Here is a 20,418-nt window from a genome sequence, read left to right on the forward strand (position 1 = left end):
AATACAAATACCTAGGCCATTTTAAAATGTGCCCAGGTATTTTTAATTTTCCTAAACAGAATTTCCGGCTGTTTTCCTCACCTGCAATCGGTAGCGGTAAGGGGTTAACTGATAGTATTCCCTAAATACCTTAGTGAAGTAATTGCCGTCCGTGAATCCGACCATTTCCGCGATTGTCCCGATGCCCAAACTCGTTTCTATTAATAACTTTTCGGCTTGCTGTACACGATACTGCTGCAAATATTTCCGGAACGGAATGCCGCGTTTCTTTGAAAATACATTGCTCAAATAATTGGTGCTTATATTTAATTTATTCGCCGTATGCTGTAATGTCAGCTCAGCTTTATTATAGTCACGTTCAATTATTTCAACAGCCAACTCCGTATAATCGGCAATTTGCTGTAGCTGCAAATTTTTTCTCGCATCGATCAACCGCTGTGTAAATAAAATAAACTCTTGTAAAATCGCATATAAAATCGGATGCTCTAAAATAAAATGGAACAGTGCGCGGTATTGCTGTTCCATTTTCGCTTGCTGCTGCAGATGATATTTCATCATAAATCGGCGGATTTGCGCTAAAATACTCGTCAAATGAATGCGCACATCATCCTGGTGGTAATAGGTAGAACCTTTTGTCAGCGTATATAAAAAAGTTTTAATTGCTTTTAAATCACCATTTTCAAGACTTGTAATCCAGAGCTGCTGTTCCTCAGGAGTTAATAGCGGATCTAGCCTCGTCACATGAAGTGTTTGCGAACTTTTAAAAATATGGGAATACCCTTTATAAAAGCGCTGCGCCAATGTTTTTTTACATGCTTGATACATTGTCAGCAGTGTTGTCTCCTTACCATCATAAACAGCGATATTCAGCGATTCCCCACTGAATTTCTCCCATTCCTGGCTCATGATTCGAAGCTGCCTGAATAGATTGGTAAAAACATCGATTTCAACAATACAAATCACCCGGTTTTGCAGCGGCAGGGCAATAAGATTCTGAAAAATAGGCAGTTCAATGAGCCACTCATACAGCATAAAATTATGCTCGTAATCTGCACACTCAATTAAAAAGAAGGACTTTCCATCTAATGGGAAATTTCCAGGTTTATTTAAATACAAATCCGAATATAGTTGCGTTTCTACTGGAATCGTACTGCTTGAATTTGCTGCCGGCTTAGTCGAAGGGATTTTAAGTAGAGCAGACTTTAATTGCTCTAATGGTACGGGCTTCATAAAAAGATCGATTGCCTTTAAGCGAATTGCTTTCATTGCCTGCTGAAAAATAGGTTCTGCTGTAATACCGATAACGGGAATCGCCTGTTTTTGTATAAACTGCTCTATAGAAGGAGAAACAAGTTCCATTTCAATAAGAAGTACTTCCGGTCGTGTTTCTTCAAAAGCTTCAATTAATTTACTGCCATCTATTACGCCAATGACTTCAATTTCCCGCATAAAATAATTTTTTAAATACCACTCAATTCCTGCAATTTCTTCAAAATCCCGCTCAACAATTAAGATTTTCAATCGAACACCACCTTTGAAAATTACTATTTCATATATAAATTCTACAATTCATTCAAATTAATTTTACTTTATTCAAATATTACTATAATTGATGTTTTTATTCTATTTATTCGGAATTGAAAGAAAACTAAAATAAGAATACAAAGGAGTGGTGGGATGACAAAGTACCAGGAGGAACACGAACTGCCGAAAGTTGGACAGTTTGAAGTGAGCATTTTCATTAAAATGGTGTTTTGCAGTTTAATCGGGATTATTAGTTTTTTTATCACATTTGAATGGAATGGAAAAACATCGATTTTAATCGACCATATCGTAAGTGCATTCACGACATTCGCACCAACGTTAGTAAACGGGTATGTGTTGATTCTTTTAGTACTTGGAGCATTTTATCCATTTGTCACGAAAAAGTGGAAAACCTCAAAAGTAAACATAGTGTTATCAATTTTTAAATTGGGGGGACTTGTTGCAGGGGTAATGCTTATTTTTGGATTTGGTCCTGCATGGTTGTTTAATCCGGATATCGGTCCATTTTTATTAGAAAAACTTATTAAGCCAGTAGGACTCGTCATTCCGATTGGATCAGTTTTCTTAGCATTGCTTGTTTGCTATGGCTTACTTGAATTTATAGGGGTGCTCATGCAGCCGGTAATGAAGCCTATTTTCAAAACACCGGGCCGTTCAGCAGTCGATGCGGTAGCTTCATTTGTTGGCAGCTATTCGGTCGGCTTAATATTGACGAACCGTGTTTATAAAGAAGGAAAATATACAGCGAGAGAATCAGCCATTATTGCGACAGGCTTCTCTACAGTGTCAGCTACTTTTATGGTAGTCGTTGCGAAAACACTGGATTTAATGGAATACTGGAACTTATTTTTCTGGGTGACATTAGTTGTGACATTCGTCGTTACAGCAATTACAGCCCGAATTTATCCATTAAACAAAATTAAGGATGATTATTATGAAGGTTCAACTCCACAGCCTGAAAAGATTGTAAAAAAGGACCGTTTAAACATTGCTTGGACAGAAGCGGTAGAAGCCACAAAATCAAACCCGTCTTTGCCTAGAAATTTATATATTCATTTAAAAGACGGATTTATTATGGCGATGGGGGTCATACCTTCCATTTTATCTATTGGACTATTAGGAATGGTATTGGCAATTTATACACCGCTGTTTGACTGGTTGGCATACATTTTTGCCCCATTTACTTATTTACTGCAAATTCCTGATCCGATGCTGACAGCTAAAGCATTGTCATTATCGATTGCAGAAATGTTTTTACCGGCAATGATTGTAACAGAGGCAGTTCTTGTAACGAAGTTTATCGTAGCCGTCGTTTCGATTTCAGCTATTTTATTCTTCTCAGCTGTCATTCCGGTTATTTTATCGACAGACATCCCGTTATCAATTCGCCAAATGATCATTATCTGGTTTGAGCGAGTTGTTTTAACACTCATTTTCGTTACACCAATAGCGTTTATCTTGTTCTAACTTCAAATTAAAGGAGAGATTTTTTATGGTATATAAAACAAACATCCGTGCACCACGTGGTTCTGAGCTTTCATGTAAAGGGTGGACACAGGAAGCGGCAATGCGCATGCTGATGAATAATCTGGATCCGGAAGTAGCGGAAAATCCGGATGAACTGGTTGTATATGGCGGTATCGGAAAAGCGGCACGTGATTGGGAAAGTTACGAAAAACTCATTGCGACATTAAAAGAACTGGAAAATGACGAAACGATGATTGTGCAATCCGGAAAACCGGTTGCAGTATTTAGAACACATGAAAATGCACCTCGCGTACTGATCGCCAACTCGAATCTAGTGCCTGGCTGGGCGAACTGGGACCATTTCTATGAACTGGAAGAACGCAATTTAATGATGTACGGGCAAATGACGGCGGGCTCATGGATCTATATTGGGGCACAGGGAATTCTCCAAGGAACATATTTAAGTTTTGTGGAAGCAGGGAAAAAGAAGTTTGGAACAGCCGACCTTCGTGGTAAGTGGATACTAACTGGTGGTATGGGCGGCATGAGTGGTGCCCAGCCATTAGCCGGAAAAATGGCGGGAGCGGTCATTTTAGTTGTTGAAGTGGACCGTGCACGAATCGAACGCAAAATAAATGAAGGCTACTGTGATTACCTTGTCGAAACAGTAGATGAGGCGATAGAGCTTGTAAATAAGTTAACAGCCGCTAAAGAACCTGCGTCAATTGGTTTAGTAGGAAACTGTGCGGACATTAACCGTGAGCTGTTGAATCGTGGCATGATTCCGGATTTTGTTACAGACCAGACATCTGCCCACGACCCGGTTAACGGCTATATTCCAAACGGGATGACGTTGGAAGAAGCACTTCAACTGCGCAAAACGGATGTGAAAACATACGAACGCCGTGCGAAGGAAACGATGGCAGAGCATGTACGAACAATGCTTGAATTCCAGCAGGCAGGTGCGGAAACATTTGACTACGGAAACAATATCCGTGCCTATGCAAAGGAAATGGGTGTGGAAAATGCTTTTGATTTCCCTGGTTTTGTACCTGCCTATATCCGTCCGTTGTTCTGTGAAGGAAAAGGACCATTCCGCTGGGCAGCACTGTCAGGCGACCCTGAGGATATTTACAAAACGGACGCTTTGGCAAAAGAAATGTTTGCTGAAGACACAGCATTAGTAAACTGGATTGATATGGCACAGAAAATGGTGAAATGGCAAGGCTTACCTGCCCGTATTTGCTGGCTGGGGTATGGTGACCGCCACCGCTTTGCACTGCGCGTAAACGAGATGGTTGCAAATGGTGAACTGAAAGCGCCGATTGTATTTGGCCGTGACCATTTGGACTCCGGATCAGTCGCTTCACCAAACCGTGAAACAGAGGGGATGAAGGACGGATCGGATGCTGTATCAGACTGGCCGTTATTGAATGCGCTCGTCAATACTGCAGGTGGGGCAAGCTGGGTGAGCATTCATCATGGTGGCGGTGTAGGAATGGGTTATTCCCAACATGCCGGTCAAGTACTAGTAGCTGACGGCACAAAGCTCGCAGCAGAAAAGATCAATCGCGTGCTTATTTCAGACCCGGGTATGGGGGTTGTACGCCATGCAGATGCAGGCTATGACATTGCAGTTCGCACAGCAAAAGAAAAAGGTATCAATATGCCGATGCTAAAAGGATGATGAACTTTGGCTATTTTAATAAATAATGCAAATGAAGTATTAACAATGGAAAGTGATGTGAAATTACCTCGCCGTCGTGAGCAGATGAGCGAGCTCGGCCTGAAAAAAGAGGTAAGCGTATTAATTGAAGGAGACCGCATTGCAATGATTGCGCCTCTTGATGAAATAAAACAGGAATATCCGCATCTAGTAAGCGATGCCGAGGTTATTGATGCACGAGGGAAGATTGTCATGCCGGGCCTTGTGGACTGCCATACACATTTAGTGCATGGGGGAACGCGTGAACATGAGCTGAATATGCGCCTTGCCGGAAGGTCCTACATGGATATTATGAATGCTGGTGGCGGGATTCACTATACGACGACAAAAACACGTGAAGCGAGTTTTGATGATTTATACAGCAAAACCGTTCAGCACTTAAACGAGTTTTTGCGTCACGGCGTTACGACGGTTGAAGCAAAATCAGGCTATGGCCTTGATCTTGAAAACGAAATCAAACAGCTTTATGTTGTGAAGAAACTGCAGGAAGAGCATGTTGTTGATATTGTCTCGACTTTTATGGGTGCACATGCTGTTCCGAAAGAATTTAAGGGCAATGAAGATGAATTCGTAAAAATTATTATAGAGCAGATGATACCTAAAGTGGCGGAGCTGGGGCTTGCGGAGTTCAATGATGTCTTTTGTGAAAAAGGAGTGTTCACACCAGCGCAATCCCGTTTGATTTTGGAAGCGGGGAAAGCATACGGGCTGACACCGAAAATTCATGCAGATGAAATCGAGCCATATGAAGGAGCCGAACTCGCTGCAGAAGTCGGGGCTATTTCCGCAGAGCATTTACTCGTTGCTTCAGATGAAGGGATTGCTGCAATGGCGAAGGCCGGTACGATTGCTGTGCTCTTGCCGGGAACTGCCTTCTTTTTACGTGCACCATATGCAAGAGGTCGCCTAATGGTCGATAGTGGCGTACCTGTAGCCATTTCAACGGACTTTAATCCGGGTTCGTCGCCAACGATCAGCTTGCCGTTCATTCAAAACTTGGCGTGCATGAACATGGGAATGACGATGGAAGAAGTACTTTGTGCAACAACGATCAATGCTGCCCATGCGATAAAACGTGCAGATCAAGTCGGTACGCTCGAAAAAGGAAAACAGGCAGATGTACTGATTCTAGACGTTCCGAATTATAAGCAGCTTCAATATTTTTACGGGATGAATCATACAGATACTGTAATTAAAGCAGGAAACGTCGTTGTGAAAGGTGGCAGCTTACTGTGAGCAAGTTCCTAGTAGGTCCGGCAACTTCTTGGAATCGGGTGGAATCTGAAGATTTGAAGGTAAAAGACTGGATTGTGCCAAGTTATGGGGAGCTTTCAGATTCCTTTGATGTGGTCATTACAGGAGTACCACTGTCACGTTCGTCAATTAGTGCTTCAGCAGCTTCGGAATATCCGGATTTTTTCCGAAAAAGCTGGAATCTGTTTACTACGTATTCAATTGATGAAGATGTAGATGTGCGGGAATTTCGGGTTGCTGATGTCGGCGATGTGAAAATGCACGGAACGAATATTTTGCAATGTCATGACAATATCGAACAGGCGATGACGGATGTATTGAAAGATTGTCCTGAAAGCTTCTATGTACAAATTGGCGGGGATCATTCGATTACTGCGCCGGTTGTGAGAGCATTTGCCAATTCTTCTGGGCAACGAATCGGTATTTTACAGTTCGATACCCATCTGGATTTACGGACAACGGAATCGGATGGCCCGACAAACGGTACACCAATCCGCCAGCTGCTTGATGCTGGTGTAGTGAAGGGTGAAGATGTGTATAACATCGGGCTGCACGGTTTTTACAATGCCCCGAGTCTAATACGTACTGCGAATCATTATGGTGTAAACCGCATTACATTAAAGGATTTCCGTAGCCGTGGCGCGGAGGCCGTAATTGCGAATGTCATGAAGGAGCTTTCCAAGAAAGTAGATCTTGTTTATGTGACAGTAGATATGGACGTACTTGATATTGCATACGCACCGGGAGTTCCTGCTTCTACACCAGGTGGCATGCGGACAGATGAGCTGTTCGATTTGCTGTATGAAGTAGGGAAATACGAAATTGTAAAAGGCATGGATTTCGTCTGTGTCGACCCGCATCGTGATACACGTGAATTACAGACGGTAAAAGCCGGAGTGTACGCATTTTTAACGATGATGGTATCGAGATTTGTTCATTTGAAATGAAAAGCTGACCGAATTTCTTTTTAAGGAATTCGGTTTTTTTTTATGGAGTAAAACATAACAAAAGCGGATTAAGAATTAAATCTGGGGGTAAAGGAGGAAAGAGATTAATAACTACAGGAGGTTGTCAAATGGCTGCTAAAAAGGAACTAGCGTTACATGAACAATTGGAAGTCCATGAAGTATTAATTTTTAAAACGACATGTGTTACAAAAGGGAAGTTGTTCTCACCTCTTGTTCAAGACAAGAAGCTTAAGGAGATCCTTGATGAGGATCTGGAGCTTTCCGTACAAGCGATTAAAGATCTGAAAAAATTACTGAAAGATGCAAGCAACTAAGGAGGCAGAGACAATGGCAACGAAAAAATCAGAAGAAACAACTGAACAGCAACTGGACCTGGATTTGGATGTATCAATGATTGACGATATGGCGATTGCTACTGACCTGCTTATCACATCGAAAGCAGCAGTTCGAAACTTGGCGGTAGCTATTACCGAAACAGCAACACCGGCTGTCAAAAGAATTTTACGCCGCGAACTGGATAACGCGATTGATACACACGACAAAATTGCACAGTATATGATTAAGAATGAAATGTATCATGCCTATGATTTACAAGAGCAGATGGAGCATGATATTGAAAAAGCAGAAATCGCATTGAATGTGGCGAAAAAATAAGTAAATGGGCTGTTTGAAAAGTTTAACCGCTTTCGAACGGCCCTTTTTTTATAAGGAGATTTGGTTTTCTAATAAGTTCCAGATATTTTCTAATATCCGCACTCAAGCTTCTAATAAACCGGTCGTTTTCTAATAAAGCACGTGGATTTTCTAATATCGATCCCCAATCTTCAAATATAGAGCAGAAAGTTTCAAATATATTCTATGAGTTTTCTAATATACTCCTATTTCTTCTAATAAAAAGCCAACTGCCGTACAGGAAAAATTTATGAAACTTCTCCTCGCCCCCACTCGTAAATAGTACCAATTACTTTCGCAAAGGGAGGTTTGGCATGAAACGTAAAATCCTGTTCGCATTCATAGGGGCACTGCTCTTACATATTCTATATTTCGCAATGCAGCTGTTAATCGGTTTAGTTCAAACATTCTTCTATAAACCACAATTCGCACCGGATACGGTTGTGCTGCAATCTAAAACGGCATTCGGATTTGTTAACCAAGGTTCCCCGATATTTCTGCTTGGCAGCTACATTGGGGTGGCACTTCTTATATTCGTTGTACTCAGTATAAAAAAGCAAGGCGTGAACAGCATTAATCGAAATTAGCGGAAAATATACATACGCTAAAATCTATACGAACACACCACAGGAAGTGGCGATTCAGCAAATTGATGAACTCGTCAATCAGTCGTTTATGGAAGGTACAAAAGTGCGGATTATGCCGACTACCATGCTGAAAGGGTGAAGAAACTCTCGACGAAGCACCAATCGCCTATAAGCCGATGCAGGAAATTATGGAGCAAATCGGAGAAATGGTGACAATCCAAAAGCACCTGACTCCTGTTTATAATTTCAAGGCGAGTGATAAATGGAAGAGATAGGTCGCAAATTAAGCTTATTCTATAAATAGACTATTTCTAATAAAGGACAATGTAGCCACTGGTAAGTATTACAGGGGATTTTCGCAATTGTTAGAATTAAGGGAATATTCTTATGCTATAATCATCTAAAGTAATAACTGCCAAAATAGGGGTAAAAGCATATGGAAAGAAGCTCATTGAATTTTCGTTTTTTTAAGTATAATACCATTCTGGCCGCAATGATTTTAGTAGTAAGTTTAGTTTCCACCTATTTTATTATTGGGGAAGTTGTAGAAAAAGAAATAGGTGAGCGTGCAATTGGTGCAGCGCAGGTCGCAGCAGAACACCCAGCTATTATAGAGGGACTGAAGCAACCCCGAACATCAGCGGAAATTCAAAAAATTGCACTGCAAATTCAGCAAAGTGTTAATGCCGAATATGTGGTCATTGGTGATGAAAAGGAAATCCGGTATGCCCACCCAGTAAAAGAACGAATCGGTCAAAAAATGGTTGGTGACGATAATGCTAAAGCACTTATCAATGGAGAAGCTTACATATCAAATGCGGAAGGTACATTAGGTAAAGCATTACGCGGCAAGGCACCTGTAAAAGATGAAAATGGGGAAATCATTGGTGTCGTTTCAGTTGGCTTTTTATTTGCCGATATCTTTTCAGCAAATATCATTTATTCCAAGTATTTAATCATAATATTTTTCATTACGATTGTTTTATCTATTATTCTTTCCACTTATTTTTCCAATAAAACAAAAGCACAATTATTGGATTACGAACCTCAGGAAATCGTTAAAATATTGTCTGAGCGAAATGCGATATTGGAATCGATTCGAGAAGGAATTATTATGGTTGATCGAGAAGGTACCATTACATTGATTAATCATTCTGCGAAGGCGATTTTAAGGAGCGGGGATTCTGAAATAGGCGAAAATATTAGTAAAGTAATTCCGAATACACATTTAATTAAAGTAATGGAATCCGGTCATGAACAATTAGACCGAATGATGACCATTAATGGTGTTAAAACATTAGTAAACCGTGTTCCGATTGTTAATAATGGAGAAGTAACCGGTGCTGTGTCCAGTTTTAGACCGTTTGAAGAAATTGATTTAGTTGCCAATGAGCTGTCACAAGTAAAACAATATATCGAGTCGTTACGGGCACAGACACATGAATACAATAACTTTTTATATACGATTTCAGGGTTGATTCAACTGAAAGAATATGATGAAGCCCTCTACTTAATTCATTCTGAGAGACTTGGAAATCACGCATTAATTTCATTTTTAAACGAAAAAATACAAGATACGTTTATTTGTGGTTTAATCATAGGATTCTATAATAGAGCAAAAGAGTTAAAAATTACATTATTACTAGACGAAGATAGTTTTTGTGGGAAACTAGGCCAACATCTTGAAAAGCATTTACTCATTTCAGTCCTAGGAAATTTAGTTACAAATGCCTTTGAAGCGGTAGAGCATTTAGATGAAGAAGAACGAATCGTACGCATTTATATTTACGAAGACGAAAAAGAGGTCATTTGTGAAATTGAAGATTCAGGGAATGGTATCGATGAACAAGTAATCCACAGTATATTCGAAAAAAAGCATTCTACAAAAGGCGAAGAACATCGAGGTTATGGCCTGTATATCGTCGATGAAAACTTGAGAAAATTAAATGGTTCGATTGCAATCGAGAGTGGAGAATTGGGTGGGGCACTATTCATTTTTTCAATTCCAAAAGAGGGGTGAGTCGTATGGGGAATACAATTGAAGTATTAATCGTTGAAGACGATATCCGTATTGCTCAAATACATGAAAAGTTCCTTGAGCAAATTGACGGTTTTAAAACAATAGGAATGTCCCATACAATTGAAGAAGCAAAAATTTGGCTGGATACGATAAAGCCGGATCTGATTTTGCTGGATATTTACTTTGCTGATAACTTGGGGACAGAACTAATCGATTATATTAGGCAAAAAAATTTGGATACCGATATTATTTTAATCACGGCAGCAGCGGAGGTTGAAATTGTAAAGAAAGCATATGCGAGTGGTGTGATAGACTTTTTATTAAAGCCTTTAACACTACAGCGTTTCACTGAATGCCTTCTCAAATATAAAGAGAAAAAGACAATTTTAAACTCCACCGACCGGTTGCAGGCCGAAGATATAAAAAAGCTGTGGAATAACCTTACATATGCGGGTGAGCTGGAAAAGGGAAACAACCCTAAAGGCATTGATTCTGTTACAAAAGAAAAAGTGGTGACCTATATTCAAAATTGTGACGAAGGAATTACTGCTGAAAAGCTTGGCAATGAAATAGGGATAAGCAGAACAACAGCAAGGCGTTATTTGGAGCATCTAATGGATGAAAAAGTAATTTTTGTAGAGCACATTTATGGTTACGTAGGCAGACCAGAGCGCAGATACTTTATAAAGAAATAAAAGAACAAGAGTATGTCATAAAAGACATGCTCTTTTTTATGTCGTGAACAATATGAACAATATAGACACTATGAAAATAAAAGACAATAGTTTCGTTATATATAAAAAAGACACAATATCCTTTTTAATAAAGATAACGCTTACATAACGCGTGAAACAGAAGGGGGACTATTTTATGACTATGAAAAAAAAGCTATTAACTTTATTTTCAGCAGCGGCGTTAACACTTACATTAGCAGCTTGTAATGATAGTGAGGGGACATCATCAGGCGACAAAGATTATCCAACAAGTAACTTAACAATCGTGGCACCATCCGGGGCTGGCGGGGGATGGGATTTAACATCTCGTTCAATTGCAAAAGTTATGAACGAAACTAAATTAATCGAAAAACCGATAACAGTAGAAAACAAACCAGGTGGTGGCGGTGCCGTATTCATGGCAACGTACGCAACGAAAGAAGCAAAAAACGATTATATGTTAATGGTAAAATCACCACCGATTTTAATTAATAACTTAAAGGCAGAAGGTAATAGTCCTTATGGTTATAAAGATACGACACCTTTAGCACAGCTAACGAAGGATTTTGGTGCAATTGTTGTCCGTGCTGACTCACCTTACGAATCGTTGACTGAATTATTGGATGCTGTTAAAGCAGATCCAACAGCGCTTACAATGGCTGGCGGTTCAGCTCCTGGTTCAATGGATCATTTAGTTACAATTTTACCTGCATACGAGTACGGCATTGATCCTAAAGCAGTAAAATATGTTTCTTATGATGGTGGCGGGGAAGCGATGGCGGCATTATTAGGGAACAACGCCGATGCGATCGGAACAGATATTTCAACAGTAACACCTTATGTAAAGAGTGGAGACGTTCGGGTATTGGCAGTTACATCACCAGAAAAATTAGCGCTTGAAGGTTTGGAAGAGATCCCGACATTATATGACTTAGGGATTGAGGCAGAGTTTACTATTTGGCGCGGTATTTTCGGACCGAAAGATATGTCGGAAACAGCTAAAGATTATTGGGTTGAAAAGTTAACAGAGTTAAATGATAAGGAGGAATGGAAAGCAGAACTAGAGCGTAACGGCTGGGCACAAGACTTCCGTGTAGGTGATGATTTCACGAAATTCCTTGAAGAACAAGAAGGTACGATTACTGAAATTTTAACAGCTTTAGGTATGCAAAAATAATTTAACCTTGATGTGGGCATGTAATTGCCCACAACTGCTTTGTAGGAGGTGTACAACGATGAATTTAAAATTTGACCGTGTTGCTAGTGTTGTATTTTTAATGCTAGGAATACTTATTATCGTCGAGTCCCAAAAAATTTCTACAAGTGCGTACGGCTCTCAAATTGGCCCGAGTACATTTCCGTTTGGATTAGGAATCGCTTTAATTTTATTAAGTATTTTGTTGTTTATTGAAACGATTCGTCACCAGGCGATGTATAAAATTGCTGAGGATAAAGAAGGAGAGAATTCTTCTAATTATAAGCGATTTCTAATTATTTTCATTTCAGCCGTTGCTTATGCATTTTTACTTGAAAAACTAGGTTATTTAATTACGACCTTTGCATTTTTATTAATCTCATTCCAGACACTTGAACGAGGAAAATGGGTTAGCTCGATTATAGTGGCAGCCGCGTTTTCAGCAATCATTTACTTCGGCTTCGTCAACGTATTAGGCGGATCATTGCCTAAATTCCCACTCTAAATAGAAAGGAGGAGCTGATATGTCAACGGTCCAGTACTTATTAGACGGGTTTGCTATTGCTTTTCAGTGGCATAATATTTTATTCGCATTATTAGGTGTAATTATTGGAACGGCAGTAGGCGTATTACCGGGAATTGGTCCTATGAGCGGAGTCGCATTATTAATTCCTGTTACTGCTACATTAACATCTGGTTTACCATTAGAAATGGCTGCAACTAGTTCAATCATCTTGCTGGCGGGAGTTTACTATGGTGCAATGTATGGTGGATCTACAACATCTATTTTATTAAATACACCAGGCGAATCTTCTTCAGTTGTTACGACGCTGGACGGGTATCAAATGGCACGGCAGGGAAGAGCTGGAGCCGCCTTATCCATTGCGGCAATCGGTTCGTTTATCGCAGGTATTATCGCGTTAATCGGGTTGGTTCTATTAGCCCGACCATTATCTAAAGTAGCAATAAATTTTGGTCCAGCTGAATATTTCTCACTAATGCTCTTAGGGTTGGCGGCGGTAAGTGGTTTAGCGGGTAAATCGATTACGAAGGCATTAATTATGACGGTTCTTGGTCTATTATTAGGAACAATTGGAATAGATGCGGTTTCAGGAATTGCCCGATTTACATATGACCAGCCAGTTTTATTTAGCGGAATTGAATTCTTAACAGTTGCTGTAGGTTTATTTGCATTAGGTGAGGTATTTAAAACGATCTTCGAAAAAGATGGCAACGATGAGCCAATCGCGAAGATCAACCGTATTTTACCCACCAAAAAGGATTTAAAGGACAGTGCGGCACCAATAGCCCGCGGGTCATTCCTTGGTTTCTTTTTAGGGGTACTGCCAGGTGCTGGAGCGACACTTGCTTCCTTCTTTGCGTATATTACAGAAAAGAAGATTAGTAAAAATCCAGAATCATTTGGTAAAGGAAATATTGCCGGGGTTGCTTCTCCGGAATCTGCAAATAATGCGGCGTCGGGAGGAGCGATGATTCCTCTTTTGACATTAGGAATCCCGGGATCAGGAACGACAGCTATTTTAATGGGTGCGTTCATTATGTACAATATTCAGCCAGGCCCATTACTATTTGAGGAACATCCGGATGTAGCATGGGGCTTGATCGCGAGTATGTTCCTAGGAAATTTAATGCTGCTTGTATTAAACATGCCGCTAGTTCGGGTTTTTGCTAAAATCATACAAACACCGAAAAGATTTTTACTGCCTATCATTATTGCCATTTCATTTTTTGGTGTATATGCAGTTCAATATACGACGTTTGATTTATTCCTGTTATTAGGATGCGGGATTGCAGGTTATTTCTTTGCGAAAAATGATTTCCCTGTGGCTCCATTAGTTTTAGCGCTTGTGTTAGGTCCGATGATTGAGAACAACATGCGTCGCGCATTAACAATTTCCAATGGAGAATACAGTATTTTCGTAGCAAAACCACTATCATTAGTCTTTTTAATTATTGCAGTTTTATGGATACTGATTCCGATTCTTATGAAATTACGTGGAAAAAATGTAATTATTAATGAAGAAGGATGAGTTAAGCTACCAAGTGTTGTTTAACGAAGAGTTGCCGTCCGAATCCGGGCGGCTATTTTATTTGAAATAAATAAAGGGGAGTGCGTGAAATGAAAAGTGTGCGTCAATACAAAGCAGGAACGGCAGATGTTTTAATTTTGGAGGATGTAGAAATACCTGCCATTCAACAGGGAGAAGTATTAATACAGGGGCTATATACGAGCGTGAATTATGCAGATATTAAAACGCGCATGGGGAGTAAAGGTCAGAGTACATTTCCGATTACATTAGGCTTAGATATTGTAGGGCACGTCATCGAAAGTAAAAGTTCTGCATTTCAGAAGGGAGATTATGTTTTCGCATTCCCTAATGGGGGCTCTTATCAGCAAGTAGTAGCCGCGAAGGAATCATTAACCTTTAAAATTCCCGAAACAATCGATCCATTACAAGCCTCAGCACTTCCAACCGTGACAATATTATCTGAGATATTACTTAAACAAATTGGAGATGTACAAAAGGAAGATACAATTGTCGTACATAGCGCTGCTGGTGGGGTGGGGACAATGCTTGTGAAGTTGGCAAAACAATATGGTGTGTCAAAAATCATTGGAACTGTCGGTGATTTAAGTAAGAAAGATTATGTTCTGAGTATAGGTGCTGATGATGTGTTTACTTACGACAGCTTTGTAGAGGGCGTTAAACAACATACTAATGGTAAAGGCGCACAAGTGATTTTTGATTCGGTCGCTGGTGATGTTACAAAGGCAAGTCTTGAATGCTTAGCTAATTTTGGCACATTAGTGCAGTTTGGAAACAGTAGTGGAAAAGCTGGTGTAATATCAACAAGCGATGTGCACAACAGCTGCCGAAACATAAAAGGTTTCAGCTTAGGTACAACTCGTAAGGAAGCTCCTGCTCGCCTCGCTCCTGTTGTTGAGCGGATTATTCCATTGTTCGAAGGTGGACAATTAAGCGTTCCAATTGCGCGAGTCTATGATTTAGAGGAAGTTCAGGAGGCGCATCGCCTAATCGAAAGTAGAAAGCATCAAGGTAAGATTTTAATTTGCCTTATAAAAGATGAAAATTAAAAGATACAAACATTATGAACAATTTTAGTCATATATGAAAAATACATGTTTTAACCGGTTGTTGTATTGTTGAGATTCCCTATCGAAGGCGCCAAAATGGGGTTAGAAGGGGATGAAACAATGGCAACAACGACTACAGTATTGCATGAACGAATAGAATTCCTAACTTTATATAAAAAAGAAACAAAGCAGTCAGAAGAGTGGCTGAAAGAACGGATGAAAGAGGCGCATCTTCCTGATTTCACCTTAACGACAGATGAGCTTACGCACGGTGCACGGGTTGCATGGCGCAACAGCAATAAATGTATCGGACGCCTGTTTTGGAATAGCTTAAATGTGTTTGATCAGTGTCATTTATTAAATGAGGTCGAAATTTATGAAGCGCTTCTACACCATATCGATTTTGCGACAAACAACGGAAAAATCAGACCGGCCATTACACTGTTTGACCCGAAACGTGTACGGGTGTTGAACCACCAGCTCATTCGCTATGCAGGCTATGAGACAGATGATGGGATTGTTGGAGATTCGGACTCGATTGAGTTTACGAAAATATGTGAAAATCTTGGTTGGCAAGGTACACGTTCAAACTATGATGTTTTACCGCTTGTCATTCAAGTAGATAACCGGGAGCCAATGTTTTTTGAAATTCCTGAAAAGCATGTGCTGGAAGTGGCGATTACCCATCCGGATTATGATTTTTCAAAGTTAAATATGAAATGGTATGCAGTACCGATTATTTCGAGTATGCGTTTTAATATTGCGGGCGTTGATTTTCAGGCAGCGCCGTTTAACGGGTGGTATATGGGGACGGAAATCGGGGCGCGCAATTTGGCGGATACGTACCGCTATAATTTCCTGCCGAAAGTGGCGGAAGCAATGGGATTGGATACTGCAATGAATGCGTCGCTTTGGAAGGACCGTGCACTCGTTGAGCTGAATGTTGCAGTGCTTCATTCGTATAAAAAAGCGGGTGTAAGTATTGTTGATCATCATACCGCTGCCCAGCAGTTTCAGCTGTTTCAAAAGCAGGAACATGCAAGCGGCCGGGAAGTAACAGGGAACTGGGTATGGCTTGTCCCGCCATTATCTCCTGCAACGACCGACCTGTATCATGAACCGATTGCCAACACGATTAAAAAACCAAACTATTTTTATCCCGCATTAACGGGTAGTAAGCCCGATTGGTCAACTAACAATCAGTGGGGATGAAGAACCCATCCACTGATTGAAGTTTCACTTTATCAGCAATAGTCCAACTAAAAATAGGTGTGCAGGAAGCCATAGCCCCTGCACACCTATTTTTACCTTTTATTTAACATAATTTGAATCAATTCATCTCGATCGATTAAATAAACGTCATTGATGTCGGCAAGTTTTTCGGCCTGGCGTGTAAAATGACTGTTTGTAACAACCCATGCTTCAGTTGCCTCATACATCTTCACTGCACCGATAATTTCCTGAACCGCTTTTACACCGACCGTACCGGAATAGCGTTTTGCCTGGACCGCAATAATATCTTTTCCGTCCTTTAAAATAAGGTCGGCACCGTAGTCACCGCTCGTTGCGGTAAAGCTCACTTTAAATCCGCGGCGTTTAAATAACTCGCCTAAAAATCTCTCAAAATCTTCACCGGTCATTTTATCGACTTCGCGAATGCCGGACTTTCGTAACTTCCTCGTCTTCAGCGATCTTAGCCAAATTTTAAACGCGATATATAGTACGAAATAAGCGACAATTCCAATACCGATGCCTTCAGCTGTTCGCGTTACATAAAAGCCAGCTGCACCAGCTGATGCGATGAAAAATAGCGGGATGACCGGCAGGCGTTTTTTATTTCGTCTTCTCTTTTTACGCAATAGTCCTGTACTCCTTTTATTTACTAACGCTATTATATCATAAAAGGGTACATACGTTTGGTTATATCGTACGGTTGTTTGCGCTCATAAAGGAAGCGAAAAATAACAGAACAGAAATTAAAATAAACAGTACAATCGGAATTGACCAGCTGTCAGTTAAATCATGAACATAACCAAACAGAACCGGTCCGATTGCGGCAACGAAATAACCGATTGACTGTGCAAAGCCGGAAAGTTCAGCTGCATCATAGGCTGTCTTCGTACGCAATGAAAACAGCATCAGCACTAAACCAAACGAAGCCCCGCCTGCAAAGCCTAGTAAAATCATCCATACGACGGCAAGGCTAGTCCATTCCATCAACACACCAGTAAAACCGACTAAGTAACATATCGTAAAGAAAACGACGATTGGACGTTGTGAAGCGATTTTACCGGCAATAATCGGAATAATAAATGTCATCGGAATTTGCGCAAACTGCATTACGGATACCATCCACCCGGCAGCCGCAGCATCCAGGCCTTGGCTAATGAAAATCTCCGGTATCCACGCAGACGAACAGTAAAATATAAACGATTGAAAGCCCATTGCTCCAGCGACTGCCCAGGCAAGCGGTGATTTCCACATATGCGTTTTCTTTGTTTGCGAAGAGGGCATATGTAATTCCACTTTTTCCTGGCGCAAAATCGGCAGCCAAATCAGCAATGTAAGAATACCTAAAATAATCGTAATACCTGCTGCAATTTGCCAGCCTGCGCTTGCAGCAATAGGATAACTGAAGCCCGCAGCAAGTCCGGAAGAAATGTTCATCGATACGGAATAAATCCCTGTTAATAAGCCAATATGTAATGGGAATTTCCATTTGAAAAAACTAGGGATAAGGACATTACCAAATGCAATTGCGACGCCGATTAATATTGTTCCTAAAACGAGTAAAGACGTTAGCCCAAGGGAACGAAGTAAAATCCCTACACATAGCAAGATGACGGAATAAAATAATGTCCATTCCATCCCAAACCTACGGGCAATACGCGGTGCAAATGGTGAAACGACCGCAAAGGCAATTAAAGGGATAGTCGTTAAGAAGCCTGCAAGAAAGTTCGAAATCCCAAGGTCGTCACGAATAAATGAAATAATTGGACCGATTAATGTAATCGGTGTACGTAATGTTGTCGCAAATAAAAATACGGCAACCATAAAATAGATGAGTGTTCGGTTGGATAGTATTTTTTTGCTATTTTGATTTAATTGTTCGGTGTCCATATTAATTCTCCTTTTGACTAGTAATATATATTTAAGTAGTGTGAATACTCTTAAAAAACAGAATAAAGATGAAGCCATTGCTATCAAAAAAATGTTATGTTAGACTTTTAATCAATTAAATAAAACATTACCTCATGTAGATGTATGAGGTAGAGGTCGCAATCATTAAGACTAGTATAGCTGAGATTAGGAAGAATCGGTGAAGCTTTATGAAAGGAATGGTTGCCGAAGTGTTATTTTTCTTCTTGAAAATGATGCTGGGGCTGTTTTCGATAAGGAACAGAACTGTCACATGTGTGAGCCTGTGTTGAGCTATCTTTCAAGTTTGATGAGGTGTAAATATAACCATCACAAAAACTTGTGGTGGTTTTTCTTTTACATTTCACAAGCAAAACAAAAAGGGAGTTTTATATTCATGAGTGAGATTAAAATAGATCAGCTCGGTAATAACGGGTTGAAAAAGAGTTTGAAAAGTCGCCATGTAACGATGATTTCGCTTGGCGGAACAATCGGAACAGGTTTATTCTTAGCATCGGGTGGTGCGATTGCACAGGCAGGTCCTGGCGGGGCATTGCTCGCATATGCACTGATCGGCGTTATGGTGTATTTCCTAATGACATCATTAGGAGAAATGGCTGCCTATATGCCAACATCCGGTTCGTTTAGTACGTATGCAACAAAATTTGTCGATCCGGCATTAGGCTTTGCGCTTGGCTGGAACTATTGGTACAACTGGGCAATTACAATTGCAGCAGAAATTGCAGCTGTTTCGTTAATTATGAAATACTGGTTCCCGGACAGTTCTTCAATTATATGGACAATATTATTTATCGTAGTTGTTTTATCATTTAACTTAGCTTCTGTAAAAGCTTTCGGTGAAGCGGAATACTGGTTTGCGATGATTAAGGTTGCGACAGTAATTGTCTTCATCATTGTCAGCTTCTTAATGATTTTCGGTATTTTAGGCGGGAACGATCCGGTCGGCTTTACAAACTTCGTTAAAGACGACGCCCCATTTAATGGCGGTTTCCTGGCATTGTTCGGTATTTTCCTTGCTGCCGGTTTCTCATTCCAAGGTACGGAAATGCTTGGGGTAACGGCAGGGGAAACAGATGACCCGGCCAAAAATATTCCAAAAGCTGTACGTTCAGTATTCTGGCGTATTTTACTGTTTTACATTTTCGCAATCGGTGCAATCGGGTTGCTTATTCCGTATACGGATTCACGCCTCTTATCAGAAGATATTGCGACAAGTCCATTTACATTAGTATTTGAAAACTTAGGTGTGGCATTTGCGGCATCTGTTATGAACGCAATCATTTTAACGGCGATGTTATCTGCAGGGAACTCAGGGTTGTATGCAGCAAGTCGTATGCTTTATCAGTTAGCGGTGGACGGAAAAGCACCGAAACTATTCATGAAAGTAACATCGCGCGGTATTCCGATGTATGCACTGTTAGCAACATTGGCAGTCGGTTCATTAGCATTCCTTGCATCGTTTTTCGGAGACGGTGTAGTATACATTTGGTTATTAAATGCTTCCGGTATGTCCGGCTTCATCGCTTGGCTAGGCATAGCAATCTCTCATTACCGATTCCGTCGTGCCTATGTCGCACAAGGTAATTCATTGAGCGATTTACCGTATGTATCCAGATTCTTCCCATTCGGTCCGCTATTCGCCTTTGCCCTATGTATGATTGTCGTGTTAGGTCAAAACTATATGGCTTTCATGGGTGGAACAATTGACTGGTATGGTGTTGTCGTTTCATATATCGGCTTACCACTGTTTGCCGCTTTATGGTTTGGCTACAAATTTAAACACAAAACGAAAATCGTTCCTTTAAAGGACTGCGATTTAACAAATAAATAATTTCTGAAACGCAATGTGAGCTTGTACGCTTTCATTGCGTTTTTTTATATTAAGGATTATTTATTCTCAAGTGAGGATTAAATGAGAGCTATTGAGGATTAAACATTTTTCGAGTACGATGAATACAAGAATGTTATTATAAAATAAACAAAATTCCCGTATT

General features: G+C 40.3%; 18 protein-coding genes and 1 riboswitch. Of the genes, 15 read left to right on the plus strand and 3 right to left on the minus strand.

All coding sequences use genetic code 11. The features are described 5' to 3' along the window. Window positions 1-51: 51 nt before the first annotated feature. A complete protein-coding gene (locus ACQKN3_RS12035; RefSeq protein WP_427711725.1) occupies window positions 52-1,521 on the minus strand; it encodes a helix-turn-helix domain-containing protein in 1,470 nt (489 codons plus the stop codon). A 156-nt stretch (window positions 1,522-1,677) separates the two neighbouring features. Between ACQKN3_RS12035 and ACQKN3_RS12040 the strand changes: the two genes are divergently transcribed. The 14 genes from ACQKN3_RS12040 to ACQKN3_RS12105 all read left to right on the plus strand — a co-directional run bounded on the left by ACQKN3_RS12040 (window position 1,678) and on the right by ACQKN3_RS12105 (window position 16,477). Further along, window positions 1,678-3,012, plus strand: coding sequence for a YjiH family protein (locus ACQKN3_RS12040; RefSeq protein ID WP_427711727.1), 1,335 nt, complete (start codon window positions 1,678-1,680; stop codon window positions 3,010-3,012). 25 nt (window positions 3,013-3,037) lie between these two features. Continuing rightward, entirely contained in the window at window positions 3,038-4,699 is a 1,662-nt protein-coding gene (gene hutU, locus ACQKN3_RS12045; RefSeq protein WP_427711729.1) for a urocanate hydratase, read from the plus strand. Between the two features lie 45 nt (window positions 4,700-4,744). Then, window positions 4,745-5,974, plus strand: a complete 1,230-nt coding sequence (gene hutI / locus ACQKN3_RS12050) for an imidazolonepropionase (protein WP_427712018.1) — start codon at window positions 4,745-4,747, stop codon at window positions 5,972-5,974. Further along, entirely contained in the window at window positions 5,971-6,939 is a 969-nt protein-coding gene (locus tag ACQKN3_RS12055; RefSeq protein WP_427711731.1) for an agmatinase family protein, read from the plus strand. Before hutI ends, ACQKN3_RS12055 begins: the two co-directional genes overlap by 4 nt. A 128-nt stretch (window positions 6,940-7,067) precedes the next feature. Next, on the plus strand, window positions 7,068-7,274 hold the full coding sequence (locus ACQKN3_RS12060; protein WP_427711733.1) for a spore coat protein: 207 nt from the start codon (window positions 7,068-7,070) through the stop codon (window positions 7,272-7,274). Window positions 7,275-7,287: 13 nt separating this feature from the next. After that, entirely contained in the window at window positions 7,288-7,614 is a 327-nt protein-coding gene (locus ACQKN3_RS12065; protein ID WP_427711735.1) for a spore coat protein, read from the plus strand. Window positions 7,615-7,946: 332 nt separating this feature from the next. Then, window positions 7,947-8,219 (plus strand): hypothetical protein, encoded by a 273-nt coding sequence (locus ACQKN3_RS12070; RefSeq protein ID WP_427711737.1) that lies wholly within the window; start codon window positions 7,947-7,949, stop codon window positions 8,217-8,219. A 436-nt stretch (window positions 8,220-8,655) separates the two neighbouring features. After that, the gene (locus ACQKN3_RS12075; protein WP_427711739.1) at window positions 8,656-10,239 is read left to right on the plus strand and encodes an ATP-binding protein; all 1,584 of its coding nucleotides are present in this window, start codon (window positions 8,656-8,658) and stop codon (window positions 10,237-10,239) included. 5 nt (window positions 10,240-10,244) lie between these two features. Then, entirely contained in the window at window positions 10,245-10,934 is a 690-nt protein-coding gene (locus tag ACQKN3_RS12080; protein WP_427711741.1) for a response regulator, read from the plus strand. A gap of 175 nt (window positions 10,935-11,109) precedes the next feature. Next, a complete protein-coding gene (locus ACQKN3_RS12085) occupies window positions 11,110-12,129 on the plus strand; it encodes a tripartite tricarboxylate transporter substrate binding protein (protein WP_427711743.1) in 1,020 nt (339 codons plus the stop codon). 58 nt (window positions 12,130-12,187) lie between these two features. Beyond that, window positions 12,188-12,652, plus strand: coding sequence for a tripartite tricarboxylate transporter TctB family protein (locus ACQKN3_RS12090; RefSeq protein ID WP_350478225.1), 465 nt, complete (start codon window positions 12,188-12,190; stop codon window positions 12,650-12,652). A 19-nt stretch (window positions 12,653-12,671) separates the two neighbouring features. Then, a complete protein-coding gene (locus ACQKN3_RS12095) occupies window positions 12,672-14,198 on the plus strand; it encodes a tripartite tricarboxylate transporter permease (RefSeq protein WP_427711745.1) in 1,527 nt (508 codons plus the stop codon). An 89-nt stretch (window positions 14,199-14,287) separates the two neighbouring features. Beyond that, window positions 14,288-15,265: a quinone oxidoreductase family protein gene (locus ACQKN3_RS12100; RefSeq protein ID WP_427711747.1), complete on the plus strand. Its 978-nt coding sequence runs from the start codon at window positions 14,288-14,290 to the stop codon at window positions 15,263-15,265. Window positions 15,266-15,385: 120 nt separating this feature from the next. Next, window positions 15,386-16,477, plus strand: a complete 1,092-nt coding sequence (locus ACQKN3_RS12105; RefSeq protein ID WP_427711749.1) for a nitric oxide synthase oxygenase — start codon at window positions 15,386-15,388, stop codon at window positions 16,475-16,477. A 92-nt stretch (window positions 16,478-16,569) separates the two neighbouring features. Here ACQKN3_RS12105 and ACQKN3_RS12110 read toward each other — a convergent pair whose 3' ends face one another. Next, window positions 16,570-17,124 carry a restriction endonuclease gene (locus tag ACQKN3_RS12110; RefSeq protein ID WP_427711751.1) on the minus strand — a complete coding sequence of 185 codons (555 nt, stop codon included), beginning with the start codon at window positions 17,122-17,124 and terminating at the stop codon, window positions 16,570-16,572. A 61-nt stretch (window positions 17,125-17,185) separates the two neighbouring features. Then, the gene (locus tag ACQKN3_RS12115) at window positions 17,186-18,385 is read right to left on the minus strand and encodes a CynX/NimT family MFS transporter (RefSeq protein WP_427711753.1); all 1,200 of its coding nucleotides are present in this window, start codon (window positions 18,383-18,385) and stop codon (window positions 17,186-17,188) included. A gap of 142 nt (window positions 18,386-18,527) precedes the next feature. Further along, window positions 18,528-18,708, plus strand: a riboswitch (Lysine riboswitch). 92 nt (window positions 18,709-18,800) lie between these two features. On the opposite strand from ACQKN3_RS12115, the gene ACQKN3_RS12120 reads away from it, so the two are divergent. Further along, the gene (locus tag ACQKN3_RS12120) at window positions 18,801-20,255 is read left to right on the plus strand and encodes an amino acid permease (RefSeq protein ID WP_427711755.1); all 1,455 of its coding nucleotides are present in this window, start codon (window positions 18,801-18,803) and stop codon (window positions 20,253-20,255) included. Window positions 20,256-20,418 lie beyond the last annotated feature (163 nt).

The organism is Solibacillus sp. NPDC093137, from assembly GCF_050280445.1.
Taxonomy (GTDB): Bacteria; Bacillota; Bacilli; order Bacillales_A; family Planococcaceae; genus Solibacillus; species Solibacillus isronensis_B.